This is a genomic window from Streptomyces sp. XY431 (assembly GCF_001279805.1).
Taxonomy (GTDB): domain Bacteria; phylum Actinomycetota; class Actinomycetes; order Streptomycetales; family Streptomycetaceae; genus Kitasatospora; species Kitasatospora purpeofusca.
Genome location: NZ_LGDO01000082.1, coordinates 35,281 through 50,744, shown reverse-complemented (window position 1 = coordinate 50,744; position 15,464 = coordinate 35,281). Strand labels below are relative to the sequence as shown.

At 74.0% G+C, this 15,464-nt stretch carries 13 protein-coding genes; 4 read left to right on the top strand and 9 right to left on the bottom strand.

Features of this window, described 5'->3' with window-relative positions:
- Positions 1–31: 31 nt before the first annotated feature.
- The 5 genes from hflX to miaA all read right to left on the bottom strand — a co-directional run bounded on the left by hflX (position 32) and on the right by miaA (position 7,033).
- Positions 32–1,540: a GTPase HflX gene (gene hflX / locus ADK60_RS11595; protein WP_045940533.1), complete on the bottom strand. Its 1,509-nt coding sequence runs from the start codon at positions 1,538–1,540 to the stop codon at positions 32–34.
- Between the two features lie 107 nt (positions 1,541–1,647).
- Positions 1,648–4,104, bottom strand: a complete 2,457-nt coding sequence (locus tag ADK60_RS11590; protein WP_079008260.1) for a RelA/SpoT family protein — start codon at positions 4,102–4,104, stop codon at positions 1,648–1,650.
- A 214-nt stretch (positions 4,105–4,318) separates the two neighbouring features.
- The gene (dapF, locus tag ADK60_RS11585; protein ID WP_053645406.1) at positions 4,319–5,230 is read right to left on the bottom strand and encodes a diaminopimelate epimerase; all 912 of its coding nucleotides are present in this window, start codon (positions 5,228–5,230) and stop codon (positions 4,319–4,321) included.
- Between the two features lie 67 nt (positions 5,231–5,297).
- Positions 5,298–5,846: a hypothetical protein gene (locus ADK60_RS11580; protein WP_053645404.1), complete on the bottom strand. Its 549-nt coding sequence runs from the start codon at positions 5,844–5,846 to the stop codon at positions 5,298–5,300.
- Positions 5,847–6,073: 227 nt separating this feature from the next.
- Positions 6,074–7,033 (bottom strand): tRNA (adenosine(37)-N6)-dimethylallyltransferase MiaA, encoded by a 960-nt coding sequence (gene miaA / locus ADK60_RS11575; RefSeq protein ID WP_053645402.1) that lies wholly within the window; start codon positions 7,031–7,033, stop codon positions 6,074–6,076.
- 137 nt (positions 7,034–7,170) lie between these two features.
- Between miaA and ADK60_RS11570 the strand changes: the two genes are divergently transcribed.
- Positions 7,171–7,494 (top strand): antitoxin, encoded by a 324-nt coding sequence (locus ADK60_RS11570; protein ID WP_053645400.1) that lies wholly within the window; start codon positions 7,171–7,173, stop codon positions 7,492–7,494.
- A 33-nt stretch (positions 7,495–7,527) separates the two neighbouring features.
- Here ADK60_RS11570 and ADK60_RS11565 read toward each other — a convergent pair whose 3' ends face one another.
- Positions 7,528–8,226 carry a class III extradiol dioxygenase subunit B-like domain-containing protein gene (locus ADK60_RS11565; RefSeq protein WP_053645398.1) on the bottom strand — a complete coding sequence of 233 codons (699 nt, stop codon included), beginning with the start codon at positions 8,224–8,226 and terminating at the stop codon, positions 7,528–7,530.
- Positions 8,227–8,351: 125 nt separating this feature from the next.
- Positions 8,352–9,854, bottom strand: coding sequence for a tRNA (N6-isopentenyl adenosine(37)-C2)-methylthiotransferase MiaB (gene miaB / locus ADK60_RS11560; protein WP_078896578.1), 1,503 nt, complete (start codon positions 9,852–9,854; stop codon positions 8,352–8,354).
- Positions 9,855–9,938: 84 nt separating this feature from the next.
- Between miaB and ADK60_RS11555 the strand changes: the two genes are divergently transcribed.
- Positions 9,939–10,946 carry a TAXI family TRAP transporter solute-binding subunit gene (locus ADK60_RS11555; protein ID WP_079008258.1) on the top strand — a complete coding sequence of 336 codons (1,008 nt, stop codon included), beginning with the start codon at positions 9,939–9,941 and terminating at the stop codon, positions 10,944–10,946.
- Positions 10,947–10,971: 25 nt separating this feature from the next.
- On the opposite strand, the gene ADK60_RS11550 is transcribed toward ADK60_RS11555, so the two are convergent.
- Entirely contained in the window at positions 10,972–12,411 is a 1,440-nt protein-coding gene (locus ADK60_RS11550; protein ID WP_045940537.1) for a sensor histidine kinase, read from the bottom strand.
- 6 nt (positions 12,412–12,417) lie between these two features.
- The gene (locus tag ADK60_RS11545) at positions 12,418–13,170 is read right to left on the bottom strand and encodes a response regulator transcription factor (RefSeq protein ID WP_053645396.1); all 753 of its coding nucleotides are present in this window, start codon (positions 13,168–13,170) and stop codon (positions 12,418–12,420) included.
- Positions 13,171–13,583: 413 nt separating this feature from the next.
- Here ADK60_RS11545 and ADK60_RS11540 point away from each other — a divergent pair, with 413 nt between their 5' ends.
- Both ADK60_RS11540 and ADK60_RS11535 read left to right on the top strand, forming a co-directional pair.
- Complete coding sequence (locus ADK60_RS11540; protein WP_045940539.1) at positions 13,584–14,357, top strand: amino acid ABC transporter ATP-binding protein; 774 nt, start codon at positions 13,584–13,586, stop codon at positions 14,355–14,357.
- A 139-nt stretch (positions 14,358–14,496) separates the two neighbouring features.
- Positions 14,497–15,405, top strand: a complete 909-nt coding sequence (locus tag ADK60_RS11535; protein WP_045940231.1) for a glutamate ABC transporter substrate-binding protein — start codon at positions 14,497–14,499, stop codon at positions 15,403–15,405.
- Positions 15,406–15,464: the final 59 nt, after the last annotated feature.

Sequence of the window (15,464 nt, the reverse complement as noted above, 5' to 3'; positions counted from 1 at the left end):
GGAGGGACCGGGGCCGTTCGCGCGGTCCGGATCAGCCCTGCGGCGTCAGCGCCACCGCGAAGGGCTCCAGCTCGGCGGCCAGCTCGGCCGGCACCTTGGCGTGCAGCAGGGTGCCCTCGCCGGTGTGCTCGGCGCCGAGCAGCTCGCCCTCGGCGTGCACCCGGGACACCAGCGCGCCCTGGGTGTACGGGACGAGCGCGTGCACCTCGACCGCCGGCCGCGGCAGCTCGTCGTCGATGAGCGCGAGCAGCTCCTCGATGCCGACGCCGGTGCGGGCCGACACCACGATGGCGTGCGGCTCGCGGCGCAGCAGCCGCTGCAGCACCAGCGGGTCGGCCGCGTCGGCCTTGTTGATCACCACGATCTCCGGCACGTTCTGCGCGTCGACCGAGACGACCACCTCGCGGACGGCGGCCAGCTGCGTCTCCGGCTCGGGGTGCGAGCCGTCCACCACGTGCAGGATGAGGTCGGCGTCGGCGACCTCCTCCATGGTGGAGCGGAACGCCTCGACCAGGTGGTGCGGCAGGTGCCGGACGAAGCCGACGGTGTCGGCCAGGGTGTAGACCCGGCCGCTCGGCGTCTGCGCCCGGCGCACGGTCGGGTCGAGGGTGGCGAACAGCGAGTTCTCCACCAGTACGCCCGCACCGGTGAGCCGGTTGAGCAGCGAGGACTTGCCGGCGTTGGTGTAGCCGGCGATGGCCACGGACGGCACCTGGTGGCGCTTGCGCTCCTGGCGCTTGGTGTCGCGGCCCTTCTTCATGTCGGCGATCTCCTTGCGGAGCTTCGACATCTTCTCCCGGATCCGGCGCCGGTCGGTCTCGATCTTGGTCTCACCGGGACCACGGGTGGCCATGCCGCCGCCGGACGAGCCGGAGCCGCCACCACCCATCTGCCGGGAGAGCGACTGGCCCCAGCCGCGCAGTCGCGGCAGCATGTACTGCATCTGCGCGAGCGAGACCTGCGCCTTGCCCTCGCGGGACTTGGCGTGCTGGGCGAAGATGTCCAGGATCAGGGCCGTCCGGTCGACGACCTTGACCTTGACCACGTCCTCCAGGTGGATCAGCTGGCCCGGGGTGAGCTCACCGTCGCAGACCACGGTGTCGGCGCCGCTGGCGGCGACGATGTCGCGCAGGTCCTTGGCCTTGCCGGAGCCGATGTAGGTGGCCGCGTCAGGCTTGTCACGGCGCTGGATCACGCCGTCCAGCACCTCGGAGCCGGCCGTCTCGGCCAGCGCGGCGAGCTCGGCCATCGAGTTCTCCGCCTCCTCCAGGGTGCCGTCGGTCCAGACCCCGACGAGCACCACGCGCTCCAGGCGGAGCTGGCGGTACTCGACCTCGGTGACGTCCTCGAGCTCGGTGGAGAGGCCGGCGACACGACGGAGCGCGGCGCGCTCGCTGCGGTCGTACTGGTCGCCGTCGTAGTGGTGGCCGTGGTCCTCGTCGATGGCCGCGAGGTCCTCGTCCATGAGGGCTTCCGCCCGCAGACCGTCGATGCGGCGCGTGGCGTCGGTCTGGTCGCGGGTGTCGAACGTGGAGGTCATTCTGTCCTTCGGCTGCTGGAACGGGTGGCCTGTGCGCGACCGTACGGACGGTCGTGCCCGGAGTCTGCCCAGCTGCCGCCCCGACTACCACTCGGGCGAGGTGCGAGCTACCCCTCGGGGCCGCGGTTCGGACTGGGACTCCTCTGCCCCGAGAACGCCGCGGTCCGGCCGTGAATTCCCCATGATGGTCGCACGCCGGGCGCGGGCGGGTCATCCGCATTTCCCTCCGGCGCCGCCGGGCGGACCGCCGCGCCGGGCGTGGCGGCCGGGGCCCGGCCGGGACCGCCGCCGGGCGGGGCGTGCGGCCGCTCGACGTCGTACACCCCGGAGACCCGCAGCATGGCCCGCAGCACCGCGGCCAGCGCGGCCGGGTCCGGCAGCTCGACGGTGTAGGTGTGCCGGACCCGCAGCTCCTGCGGCGGTTCGACCTCGGCCGAGACGATGCCGACGCCCTCCCCCGAGATCGCGGCGGTGAGGTCGGCGAGCAGCCGGGGCCGGTTCAGCGCCTCGGCCCGCAGGGTCGCCCGGTAGCCGGCCGGCGGGGCACCGCCGGGGCGCCAGTCGACGTCCAGCGCGCCGCGCCCGTCGGCCCGCATCCGCTCCCCCGCCGGACAGCCGGCCCGGTGCACGGCGATCGCGCCGCCGCGGATCGGGTAGCCGACGATCTCGTCCGGCGGCACCGGGGTGCAGCAGCGGGCCAGCCGGACGGGCGCGCCCGGGCGCCCGGCCGCGGTGACCGGGACGGCGGGCCGGCCGGCGGCGACGGGGTGGACGGGCGGCGCGGGCTGGCTCGGCGAGGGGCCGGTGCGGACCACCGGGCGGCGGGGCGGGTGGTCGGCCAGCCAGCGTTCGATGGCGATCCTGGCGGCCGGGGTGCGGGCGTGCGCGAGCCATTCGGGGGCGGGGCCGGAGGGCTCGGACCGGCGCCGGCCGGCCGGGGCGGCGGCGCGCCCGGCGTCCCCGGGGCCGTCGGGGCCGTCGGGGCCGTCCGACCAGTCGGAGCCGTGGGAGCCGTCGGGCGCGTCCGAGCCGTCGGTGAGGATGGCCACCCGGTCGCCGTCCTGGAGCACGGTGGAGAGCGCCACCAGCCGTCCGTTCACCCGCGCCCCGATACATCGGTGCCCGGTCTCCTCGCCCAGTAGATAGGCGGCGTCCACGCAGGTCGCCCCGGCCCGGAGCTGAAGCGTTTCGCCGAGCTCGGTGACCGCGGTGATCTCGCGGTCACCGGCGAGGTCGGCGGTGAGGGCGGACCAGAAGGCGTCCGGGTCCGGGGTCTCCTGCTGCCACTCCAGCAGCCGGGAGAGCCAGCCCGGCCGGGCCGGGTCGGTGCGGTCCAGCTCGTCCGGGGCCTGCTCGCCGCCGCGCGCGGGCTGCCGGGGGTCGCCGAGCGCCACCACCCCGGTCTCGGCGACCTCGTGCATCCGGCGGGTGCGCACCAGCACCTCGACCACCTCGCCGCCCGCCAGCGCCACCGCGGTGTGCAGCGACTGGTAGAGGTTGAACTTGGGCGCGGCCACGAAGTCCTTGAACTCGCCCGGCAGCGGCGTCCAGCAGGTGTGCAGCTCGCCGAGCACGGCGTAGCAGTCGGCGTTCTCCTCGACCACCACCAGCAGCCGCCCGAAGTCGGCCGGCTGCGGCTCCTGCGGCCGGCCGTCCCGCCCCGGGGCGGCGTCCCGCTTGAGCAGCACCCGGTGCAGCGAGACGCAGTGCCGGGGCCGGACGGTCACCTCGGCGGCGACCCCGGCCTCGGCGAGCTGACGGCCCAGCACCCCGGCGAACGGCGTCAGCAGGGTGTCGGGGCCGTCCTCGTGCCGGGCCAGCAGGGCACGGGTGCGGGCGTGCTCCTCCGGGTGCAGGGTGGCGAAGACGATGTCCTCCAGCTCCGCCTTCAGCACCTGGATGCCGAGCCGCTCGGCGAGCGGGATCAGCACGTCCCGGGTGACCTTGGCGATCCGCACCTGGCTGGCCGGCTTCATGTGCCGGATGGTCCGCATGTTGTGCAGCCGGTCGGCGAGCTTGATCACCATCACCCGGACGTCGTCCCCGGTGGCGACCAGCATCTTGCGGAAGGTCTCCGCCTCCGCCGCCGCCCCGAAGTCGACCTTCTCCAGTTTGGTCACCCCGTCGACCAGGTAGGCGACTTCGGGGCCGAACCCCTCGGCGACCTGGCCCAGCGTCAACTCGGTGTCCTCCACCGTGTCGTGGAGCAGCGAGGCGACCAAGGTGGTGGTGCCGGCGCCGAGTTGGGCCAGGATCATGGTGACGGCCAGCGGATGGGTGATGTACGGCTCGCCGCTCTTCCGCTTCTGGCCCCGGTGGCTCTCCTCCGCCAGCCGGTAGGCACGGCCGAGGAGGCCGAGGTCGGCCTGCGGATGGTGCCGCCGGTGGGCCTGCACCAGCGGTTCGAGGGCGTCGGGCACCGGCGGGCGGCCGGTGGCCAGCAGCGCGGCGCGCCCGGCGCGTCCGAGCGCGGCCCGGCCCAGTCCGCCGAGCGGCCGTCTGGGCCCGGCTTGCCGTGCGGACGTCGGCTGCCCCGCCAGGGGCTGCCCGGCTTCGATGGTCATCGGCACCTCCGGCAGCGGTACCGGGGGCGTGGGCCGACCCGGTGGTCCATGCTACCGAGCAGAGCACGTTCCGCGATGCCCCGCTTCCCGTCCGTCATACCTGTCACTCGAACGGGGGGATTCGATCCCATACGAATTGGGCAAACGCGATCGTCGACGAAAGGGCGGCCCGGAGAACGCTCCCCGGGCCGCGCGCACCGCTCGTGAGGGACGGTCAGACGCCGCCGAGCAGCGCCGTCCAGGACGGGTCCAGTTCGCCGCGGGCGACGATGACCGCCGGGCCGGTCTTCTCCACCCGGCCGTCCGGGTGCTCGGTGATCGTCAGCCGGCCGCCCAGCACGTCGACCGCGTAGGTCACGGCCGCACCGGTGACCGCCGGGTCCAGGCCGTCCCGCCGGGCGGCGGCCACCGCGACGGCGCAGGCGCCGGTACCGCAGGAGAGGGTCTCGCCGGAGCCGCGCTCGTACACCCGCATCGCGACGTGCCGGGGCCCCCGGTCCACCACGAACTCGACGTTGACGCCCTCCGGGTACGCGCCCTCGGGACTGGTCGCCGGCGCCGTCCGCAGCTCGCCGGCGTGGTCCAGGCTCTCGACGAAGGCGACCGCGTGCGGATTGCCCATGTTGACGTTCAGGGCCGGCCAGCTGCGCCCGCCGACCGCCACCGCGATGCCGTCCGGTCCGGGCAGTGCGGCCCGGCCCATGTCCACGGTGATCTCCCCGGGCGTGCCGTCGGCGGCGTCCGCCGCGACCCGCACGGTCCGCAGCCCGGCCCGGGTGGCCACCGGCAGCTCGCCCGGCTCGGCGAGCCCGGCCTCGACCAGGTAGCGGGCGAAGACCCGGACGCCGTTGCCGCACATCTCGCCGATCGAACCGTCCGCGTTGCGGTAGTCCATGAACCACTCGGCGCGGTCGGCCTGGTCGGCGGCGGCCGGGTCGGCGGCGGAGCGCACCACGCGCAGCAGCCCGTCCCCGCCGATGCCGGCGCGGCGGTCGCACAGCGCGGCGACGGCCTCGGGACCAATGGTCAGCCGGCCGTCCGGGTCGGGGACGATGACGAAGTCGTTCTGGGTGCCGTGCCCCTTGAGGAAGGGGAGGCCGACGGGCTGCGCGGAGGTTGCGGTCACCCTTCCGATGGTACCGAGGCGCTCCGGACCCCTGCCCTCCGGTTCCACCCCGCGGACCGCGTGCCGCCTAGCGTCCGGAGAGCCGGACGACCCGCCACAGGGCCAGCGCGCAGGCGGCCAGCACGATCAGCGTGTAGATCACGATCGCCCGCCACCCGGCCCGCTCGCCGGTGCCGCGGCGCGGCAGGCCGGGCCACTTGTAACCGGCGTGCCGGGCGGCCATCGCCCCCCAGCCGAGCGAGGCGGCGGTCAGCAGCAGACCGAGCATCCCGATCATCGCCGAGCCGGCCCCGGCCGAGCCGAAGGCCAGCGGGAAGGCGAACATCAGCGACCCGGCGGTGGCCAGCAGGGCTATCGGCAGGGTCTGCCACCAGCGGAGCCGGCGGCGCGGCCGGATCTCCCGCTCGTGCACCGCGCCGGCGGGGGCGCTGGTGTCGAGCGCCGGCAGCGCGAGGGCGTACGAGGTGGGCATGTCCAGTCCGGCCAGCACCGGCAGGTCCGGCAGCGTCGAGGAGTCGAGGTCGGCGGTCTGCGCCGTGGCACTGCCGCCGACGGTCCCGCCGTTCACGGAACGTCCGGCGCTCTGGCCGGTTTCGGGGCCGGTACCCGTGGACACGCGGCCTCCCCTGACAGTTCGACACGAGTGCGACTCGCGGCCTGGCCCGATCGGCCCGCCCGGGCCGACCCTTATGACCTCGATGATGGCATGTCCAGGGTGGCGTTCCGGGCCTGACCGGGGTCGTCGGGTGATCCGTGGCCATCACGTGATCCGGTCGTGACCGCCGGGCTGTGCTGCACGGCCCTCTGCCCGCGCAACTGCACCGCCGGATGGCCGGAAACCGCCTATCGGGCGGCCGTTTCCTGACGATCGATCAGCCCCAGCGAACGGTCGAGCAGCTCGGCCGGGTCGGTGCCGGCCGGTCGGGAGAGCCAGTGGATCCGGTCGTCCCGGCGGAACCAGGACTCCTGCCGGCGGGCGAACCGCTTGGTCGCCCGGACGGTCTCGGCCCGCGCCTCGTCCTCGGTGCAGGTCCCGGCGAAGTGGTCCAGCACCTGCTGGTAGCCGAGTGCCCGGGAGGCCGTCCGCCCCTCGCGCAGCCCGAGCCCCTCCAGGGTCCGCACCTCGTCCAGCAGCCCGTCCCGCCACATCCGGTCCACCCGCAGGGTGATCCGCTCGTCCAGCTCGGGACGCGGCACCGCGACACCGATCTGCACCGCGTCGTACACGGCGGTGTTGCTCGGCAGGTTCGCGGTGAACGGCTGCCCGGTGATCTCGATGACCTCCAGCGCCCGGACGATCCGCCGGCCGTTGCCGGTGAGGATCGCCTCGGCCGCCGCCGGGTCCAGCGCGGCCAGCCGGCCGTGCAGCGCGTACGGGCCGAACTGCTCCAGTTCCGCCTCCAGCCGGGCCCGGACCTCCGGGTCGGTGCCCGGGAACTCCATCTCGTCGATCGCCGCCCGCACGTAGAGGCCGGAGCCGCCCACCAGGACGGGGGTGCGGCCGGCCGCGAGCAGCCGGTCGATCTCGGCCCGGGCCAGCCGCTGGTACTCGGCGACGCTGGCGGCCTCGGTGACGTCCCAGATGTCCATCAGACGGTGCGGGATCCCACCGCGCTCCGCCGCGGTGAGCTTGGCGGTGCCGATGTCCATGCCCCGGTAGAGCTGCATGGAGTCGGTGTTGATCACTTCGCCGTCGAGGGCGCGGGCCAGGGCCACGGCCAGGTCGGACTTGCCGGCGGCGGTCGCGCCGACGACCGAGACGACACGGGGGCGGCTGGGCCGGACAGTAGTGGAGCTGCTCACCGGACAAGTCTGCCAAAGAACGGCGGCCGACCGGCCCGCCCCCCGTTCACGTCCGTTTTCTGCCTTCTCGTCCCGTTGCGAACGGTTCGGGCGTGACGGACGTTGTGAGAGAGAAAGCGACAGAAGGGTGAGGCGCCATGGGTCTGATGGACAACCTCAAGGGCAAGGCCGGGGAGCTCAAGGAGAAGGCCAGCGAGTTCGCCGGCAAGCACAGCGACCAGATCGGGAGCGCGGTGGACAAGGCGGGCGGCGCGATCGACAAGGCCACCAAGGGCAAGTACAGCGAGAAGATCGAGCACGGCACCAGCAAGGCCAGGACCGCCGTGGACGACTTCGCCCACAAGCCCGAGGGCACGGGGGGCGCCGGAGGTGCCGGGGGCCCCGACACCACCCCGGGCGGCCCGGCCGGCGGCGCACCCGGCCCCGGCCCGACCGGCGGCACGCCCGGCCCGACCGGCTGACCACCCGACCGGCCGGCCGGGCCCTGCCGGGGCTCAGCTCCAGGAAGCGACCAGGTACCCGACCCCGTACGGCGCGTCCTGGTAGCCCAGCCGCGCGGTGAGGCCGGCGCCCTCGGCGGCGCCGGCCAGCACCTGCCAGGGCGCCCGGCCCTCGGCCTTCAGCTCGGCCGCCAGGCCCGGGTCCAGCGCCGCCAGCGCGGCCGTGTCGGCGGTACCCAGCGCCCGGGCGAGCGCCGCGTCGTAGCCCTCGGCCCGCTCGTCCAGGTAGCCGGGCGCCTTCAGCGAGCGGCAGGCGCTGCCGTCGCCCATCACCAGCAGCCCGACCCGGTCGGCCAGCCCGGCCAGGCCCTGGCCCAGCCCGAGCATCCGGTCGGCGGGCGCGTCGGCGGGCACCGCGCAGGCGTGCGTCGGCAGGGTCGCCCCGGCCCGGCCGAGCAGCCAGGCGCCGACGGTCAGCGCGGGCGACAGCTCGGGGCCCTCGGCCCGGCCGCCCGGCAGCGCGGCCACCAGCGGCACGCCGTACCGGTGGAAGGACCCGGCCCCGCCCTCGGTCCAGACCTCGGCCTCCGGCCCGGTGCCGACGACCACGAGCAGGTCGGGACCGGCGGCGAGCACCGCCCCGAGCGCCTCGTCGCAGGCCGCGCGCAGCGGATCCAGCTCGGCCGAGGCCCCGGCGGCGACCTCGGGGACCAGCAGCGGCGGACAGGGACACACGGCGGCGGCAACCAGCATGTGGATCACTCTAGCCAAGAACGCCGAACGGCCCGGGGGGACCGTGCGGTCCCCCCGGGCCGTTCGAAGACCGGGCAAAGGCCCGACGACCCTCCGGTCGGGCCGGTGCCGGGGTCAGTGCCGGGTCAGTCCCCGCAGCAGGCGCCCCCGGCCGGGGCGGCGAGCGGCAGCGCCTTCGGGGCGCCGATCGACGGCAGCCCCAGCATCACGCCGGCCGGCTTGGCCGCGGCCACGCCCTTGCGCTTCTCCCAGGCGTCGCCGGCCCGGGTGCGCCGCACCGCGAGCGTCGGCCCCTCGGCCAGCAGGTGGTGCGGGGCGGCGTAGGTGATCTCCACGGTGACCGTGTCGCCCGGGCGGACCGGCTCGGCGGGCCGGGTGAAGTGCACCAGCCGGTTGTCCGGGGCACGGCCGGAGAGCCGGTCGGTCCGGTCGTCCTTCTTGCCCTCGCCCTCGGCGACCAGGACCTCCAGGGTGCGGCCGACCTGCTTCTTGTTCTCGTCCCAGGAGATCTCCTCCTGGAGCGCGATCAGCCGGTCGTAGCGGGCCTGGACGACCGCCTTCGGGACCTGCTCGTCCATCTCGGCGGCCGGGGTGCCCGGGCGCTTGGAGTACTGGAAGGTGAAGGCGTTGGTGAAGCGGGCCTCGCGGACGACCTTCATGGTCTCCTCGAAGTCCTCCTCGGTCTCGCCGGGGAAGCCCACGATGATGTCGGTGGAGATGGCCGCGTCCGGCATCGCCTCCCGCACCTTGCGGATGATGCCCAGGAAGCGGTCCTGCCGGTAGGAGCGGCGCATCGCCTTGAGGACCCGGTCCGAGCCGGACTGCAGCGGCATGTGCAGCTGGTGCATCACGTTCGGGGTCTCGGCCATCGCGGCGATCACGTCGTCCGTGAAGTCGCGCGGGTGCGGCGAGGTGAAGCGGATCCGCTCCAGGCCCTCGATCTGCCCGGCGGCGCGCAGCAGCTTGGAGAACGCCTCGCGGTCGCCCAGGTCGGAGCCGTAGGCGTTGACGTTCTGGCCGAGCAGGGTCACCTCGATGACACCCTCGCCGACCAGCGCCTCGATCTCGGCGAGGACGTCGCCGGGCCGGCGGTCCTCCTCCTTGCCGCGCAGCGCGGGGACGATGCAGAAGGTGCAGGTGTTGTTGCAGCCGACCGAGATCGCGACCCAGGCGGCGTACGCGGACTCCCGGCGGGTGGGCAGGGTGGAGGGGAAGGTCTCCAGCGACTCCAGGATCTCGACCTGGGCCTTGCGCTCGACCGCGGCCCGCTCCAGCAGGGCCGGCAGGTGGCCGATGTTGTGGGTGCCGAACACCACGTCGACCCAGGGGGCCTTGGCGACGATGGTGTCGCGGTCCTTCTGGGCCAGGCAGCCGCCGACGGCGATCTGCATGCCCTTGTGACGGGTCTTGACCGGGGCCAGCTGTCCGAGGTTGCCGTACAGCTTGTTGTCCGCGTTCTCCCGCACCGCGCAGGTGTTGAAGACCACCAGGTCGGGGTCACCCTCCTGGCCCGCCTTGACGTACCCGGCGTCCTCCAGCAACCCGGAGAGCCGCTCCGAGTCGTGGACGTTCATCTGGCAGCCGTACGTGACGACCTTGTAGCTCTTCGATCCGCTGTCACCGCTCACCCGACCAGGGTACGGGCAGCTCCCCCGGTCCTTCCGCCCTCCTTCCCCCTCCCGTTCGCCGCAGGCGCCTGGCACTATCCCTCCATGGCCTCCAGCACCTCCTCCCGACTCCGCACCGCGGCCCGCCGACCGCTGTGGCGGATCGTGGCGGCGCTCGTCCTGGTGCTGGCCGGGCTCGGCGGCTGGTGGCTGTCGGAGAACCGCACCCCCGGCTACCCGCGCGGCGAGACCCGGCTGGCCACCGGCGTCCAACGCGGGGTCTACGACCGGTACGGGCAGCTGCTGGACGCCCACCTGGCCAGGGCGATGCCCGGGGTCCGGCTGGAGCTCGACAACTCCGAGGGCTCGATCGACAACCTCCGCCGGGTCACCTCCGGCCGGGACGACTTCGCGATAGCCACCGCGGACGCCGTGGCCCAGTACACCGGCCCCGGCCGGGAGAAGCTGCGGGCCATCGCCCGGCTCTACGACGACTACCTCCAGCTGATCGTGCCGGCCGGCTCCCCGGTGCACCGGGCCTCCGACCTCAAGGGCCTGCGGGTCGGCGTCGGCCAGCCGCTCTCGGGCGTCAACCTGGTGACCCGGCGGCTGCTGGCCGCGGCCGGACTGGACCCGAAGCACGACATCACCCCGGCCCCGCTGGGCATCGGCGACGCCGCCGACGGGCTGCGGCGCGGCGAACTGGACGCCTTCTTCTGGTCCGGCGGCCTGCCGACCAGCGCGCTCACCGACCTGTCCGAGCACGTCCGGATCCGGATCGTGCCGCTGGGCGACCTCGCCGAGGCGGTCCACAAGATCGAGGGTGGCGGCACCGACGCCTACCGGGCGGCCACCATGCCCAAGGGCACCTACCCCAACGCCGAGCCCCAGGACGCGGTCGCCACCGTGGCCGTGCCCAACCTGCTGATCACCCGCGCCGACGTGGACGACGACCTGGTCCAGGGCATCACCCGCGCCGTGATCGACAGCCGCGACCAGATCGGCGCCCAGGTCCACGCCGCCCAGCTGGTCGACCTCCGCACCGCCGTCTACACCGACCCGCTCCCCCTGCACGAGGGCGCCGCCCGCTACTACCGCTCGGTCAAGCCCTGACCCTCGGGTCCGTGCCCTGACACCCTCAGCGGCGCTTGTCGGCGGCGCGGGGGACGGCCAGGGTGACGGCGAGGCCGTGCGGGACGGCGGTGCCGAAGGTGAGGGAGCCGCCGGCGGCCTGGAGCAGGGTGGTGGCGATCGACAGGCCGAGTCCCGAGCCGTCCACGTTCTGGTGCCGGGTGCTGCGCCAGAAGCGGTCGCCGGCCCGGGCCAGCTCCTCCTCGGTGAGGCCGGGGCCCTGGTCCGAGACGGTCACCGCGACCTCCTCGCGGCGCACCGCGACCAGCACCCGCACCCGGCTGCCGGGCGGGCCGAACTTCAGCGCGTTGTCGACCACCGCGTCCAGCGCGCTGCCGAAGCCGATCGGGTCGGCCAGGCCGAGCGCCAGCGCCGGGCCCTCCCAGACCAGCTCGATCCCGCGCTGACCGGCCAGCGGACGCCAGGCGTCCACCCGGGCCAGGGTGAGCACGGCCAGGTCGGTGGGCTCGGGCTCGGGGCGGGCGTGCTCGGCGGTGGCCAGTCCGAGCAGGTCGTCCAGCACCCGGGCCAGCCTGACACCCTCCTCACGGACCCCGCCGAGCTCCTCGTCGTGGCCCTCGGGCAGCTCCAGGCCCAGCACCTCGACCCGCAGCAGCAGCGCCGCCAGCGGGTTGCGCAGCTGGTGCGAGGCGTCGGCGACGAAGGCCTTCTGCTGGTCCAGGGCGAGCACCACGTGGTCGGCCATCTCGTTGAACGAGCGGGCCAGCCGCTGCAGCTCGGGCGGTCCGCCGCCGGGCGCCACCCGGGCGTTCATCCGGCCGGTGGCGATGTCGTGGGTGGCCCGGTCCAGGGTGCGGACCGGGCGCAGCACCCACTCGGTCAGCCGGGCCGCGAGCAGCACCGCGACGATCATCGCGACGGCCTCGCCGGCCCCGATCACCAGCCACTGGCGCAGCACCCGGGTGCGCAGCGCGCCGGTCGGGGAGTCGCTGAGCACCACCGCGACCACGTCGCCGTCGCGGACCACCGGGGTGGCGACGGTGAGCGTCCGGTCCGGGGTCCACGGCCAGACCTGCGGCGGGTTGTGGCTGCGCCGGCCGTCGAGCGCCTCCTGGAAGGCCTGGTCGGCCCAGCCGCTGGCGGGCACCCGCCAGTCGGCCGGGGCCACCGCGATCGGTACGCCGTCGCGCTGGAAGATGCCGATCCGCACCCCGTACAGCTCGTGGTAGCGCACCACCTCGGCGTCCAGTGCGTGGCGGCGGCTGAGGTCGCCGGGGGCGGGCTGGGGGTCGCCCTTGAGCGCCGATTCGAGGCCGGAGACGCCGGAGGTCGGCAGGTCCTGGGCGAACCGGGCGGCGTCGTCCAGGCGGTCGACCACCACCCGGCTCTGCTCGGCGGCGGCGAACGCCGCGGCGAGCGGCATCCCGAGCGCGGCGAGCACACAGAGCATCAGCGCGATCAGGATGCCGAGGAGGCGGGTGCGCACGTGCGGTCAGTGCTCCGCGCGGGCCGGGGGCGGGCTGCCGGCGGGCGCCGGGCACTCCGGGATCAGCCGGTAGCCCACGCCCCGGACGGCCTCGACCAGGCCGGGCAGGGCGAGCTTGGTGCGCAGCGAGCCGATGTGCACCTCCAGGGTGCGGCCGTTGCCCTCCCAGCCGCTGCGCCAGACCTCGCTGAAGATCTGCTCGCGGCGGTAGACCACGCCGGGGCTCTGGGCGAGCAGCGCCAGCAGGTCGAACTCCTTGCGGGTGAGCGGCACGTCCCGGCCGTCGACGCTGACCCGGCGGCGCTCGCGGTCGATCACGATGCCGCGGGACTCCAGCGGGCCGCGCTGGCGCGGGACGGTGTCCGGGGCGGGTGCGGCGACGGCGGCGGGCGCGGCGCCGCGGCGGGCGACGGCGTGGATCCGGGCGAGCAGCTCGCCCATGTCGTAGGGCTTGGTGACGTAGTCGTCGGCGCCGAGGTTGAGGCCGTGGATCCGGGAGCGTATGTCGGCCCGCGCGGTCACCATGATCACCGGTACGCCGCTGCCGGCCCGGATCCGGCTGCAGACCTCGAAGCCGTCCCGGTCGGGCAGCCCGAGGTCGAGCAGGACCACCCGGTACGGCTCGTTGCCGTCCGGCACCAGGGCGTCCAGGGCCTCGTGGCCGCTGCGGGCGTGCCGGACCTGGAAGCCGTGCCGGCCCAGGACCGCGACCAGCGCGGCGGCCACGCGTTCGTCGTCCTCGACGAGCAGCAGTCGCATGGTTCTCCTCCTCTCCCGGACGGTTTCCCGGGGGGTGTCCCTCGGTCGCCGTGCGGTCGTCACGGCCCCTGCCGGGCAGGTCCCGGTTCTGCGCAGTATGGGCCAGCGGACGCCCGGACGCCAGGCTCGGCCGGCGGCCGCCCACGGCCGCCGGGGCTCCGCGATCACGCCCGCCGCGGCCTCCGGACGCTGTCACTGTGCCCTCGGCGGGCCTTTGTGAACAGCGTTCGTCCGGCGTGTGGCCGGATCGTGATCCTCAAATTCCACTCAGATCGGCTGACGTGGCGCCGTCAGGGCTCCTATGGTCGGCCCACCGAGGGTCGCGGCTCCGCCGGCTGCGACCCTCGGATTCCTACCACCATTGCCGCCCAAGGGAGTTCGCACCCACGGGCCGACCCGAGGGAGCAGGCCCGATGAGCACGAGCCTCGACCAGGACTCCCGCGCCGACGCCGCTCCCCTGGTGGTCCTGCGCAACGTCAACAAGCACTTCGGTGCTCTGCACGTCCTCCAGGACATCGATCTGGAGATCAAGCAGGGCGAGGTGGTCGTACTGATCGGCCCCTCCGGCTCCGGCAAGTCCACTCTGTGCCGGACGATCAACCGGCTGGAGACCGTCGACTCCGGGACGATCACCATCGACGGCCGCCCGCTGCCCGCCGAGGGCCGGGAGCTGGCCCGGCTGCGGGCCGAGGTCGGCATGGTCTTCCAGAGCTTCAACCTGTTCGCCCACAAGACCGTGCTGGAGAACGTGGTCCTCGGCCAGGTGAAGGTCCGCGGCATCGCCAAGGACCAGGCCGTGCGGACCGCCAAGGAACTGCTGGAGCGGGTCGGCGTCGGCGCCCAGGCGTCGAAGTACCCCGCCCAGCTGTCCGGCGGCCAGCAGCAGCGCGTCGCGATCGCCCGGGCGCTGGCGATGAACCCCAAGGTGATGCTCTTCGACGAGCCCACCTCGGCGCTCGACCCCGAGATGATCAACGAGGTGCTGGAGGTCATGCGCCAGCTGGCCGCCGACGGCATGACGATGGTCGTCGTCACCCACGAGATGGGCTTCGCCCGCTCCGCCGCCAACCGGGTGCTGTTCATGGCGGACGGCCGGATCGTCGAGCAGAACACCCCCGAGGCGTTCTTCACCGCACCGCGCTCCGAGCGCGCCAAGGACTTCCTCTCCAAGATCCTGCACCACTGATTTCCCGGTCCGGACCCCCGGCCGACGGCGGCGGGGCGCCACCGCGCGCCCTCCCGCCCGCCCACCGGGCCCCCACCCGAACCGCACCCTTCGCCAGAGCCCGGTCGACCCGTGGCCAAGCCCGAGGAGAACTACCCTCATGAGGACTCGTCGCACCTTCGCCGTCGCGCTCTGCGCCATCGCGCTCACCGCCACCGCCGCCTGCGGCAAGGACGGCACGCCCGGCACCGGCAACGCCTCGTCCGGCGGCACCGCGGCCCCCGCGCTGCCGACCTACACCGTGAAGACCGACGTCAAGGTCGACTCGGCCGTGCTGGCCGAGGCCAAGAAGCGCGGCCAGCTGATCATCGGCGCCAAGTCCGACCAGCCGTTCCTCGGTTGGGAAGACCTCGCCAGCGGCGACCGCAGCGGCTTCGACATCGAGATCGCCAAGATGGTCGCCGCGGACCTCGGCTTCACCCCGCAGCAGATCAAGTGGCAGACCCTGGTCTCCTCGCAGCGCGAGCCGGCCATCTCCAAGGGCCAGATCGACTTCTACGTCGGCACCTACAGCATCAACGACGAGCGCAAGAAGACCGTCTCCTTCGCCGGCCCGTACTACGTCGCCGGCCAGGACCTGCTGGTCAAGGCCGACAACACCGCGATCACCGGCCCGGACTCGGTCAACGGCAAGAACGTCTGCACCGCCACCGGCTCCACCTCGATCAAGAACATCGAGAAGTACTCGCCGAAGATCACCCAGTTCGACACCTACTCGGCCTGCGTCGAGAAGCTGATGTCGGGCGAGGTGGACGCGGTCACCACGGACGACGCCATCCTCAAGGGCTACGCCTCGAAGTACGCGCCCAAGCTCAAGGTGGTCGGCCAGCCCTTCACCAAGGAGAACTACGGCGTCGGCCTGGGCAAGGACGACAAGGCGCTGCGCGACGCGATCAGCGAGGCGCTCAAGGCCCACCAGGACAACGGCGACTGGAAGAAGGCCTACGACGCCACCCTCGGCCTCTCCGGCGCCGCCGCCCCGCAGCCGCCGGCGCTCGACCGCTACTGATCCACCCGTCCCACCCGATCTCCACGGATCTCCCCAGATCTCCCCCGAGTCGACGAACC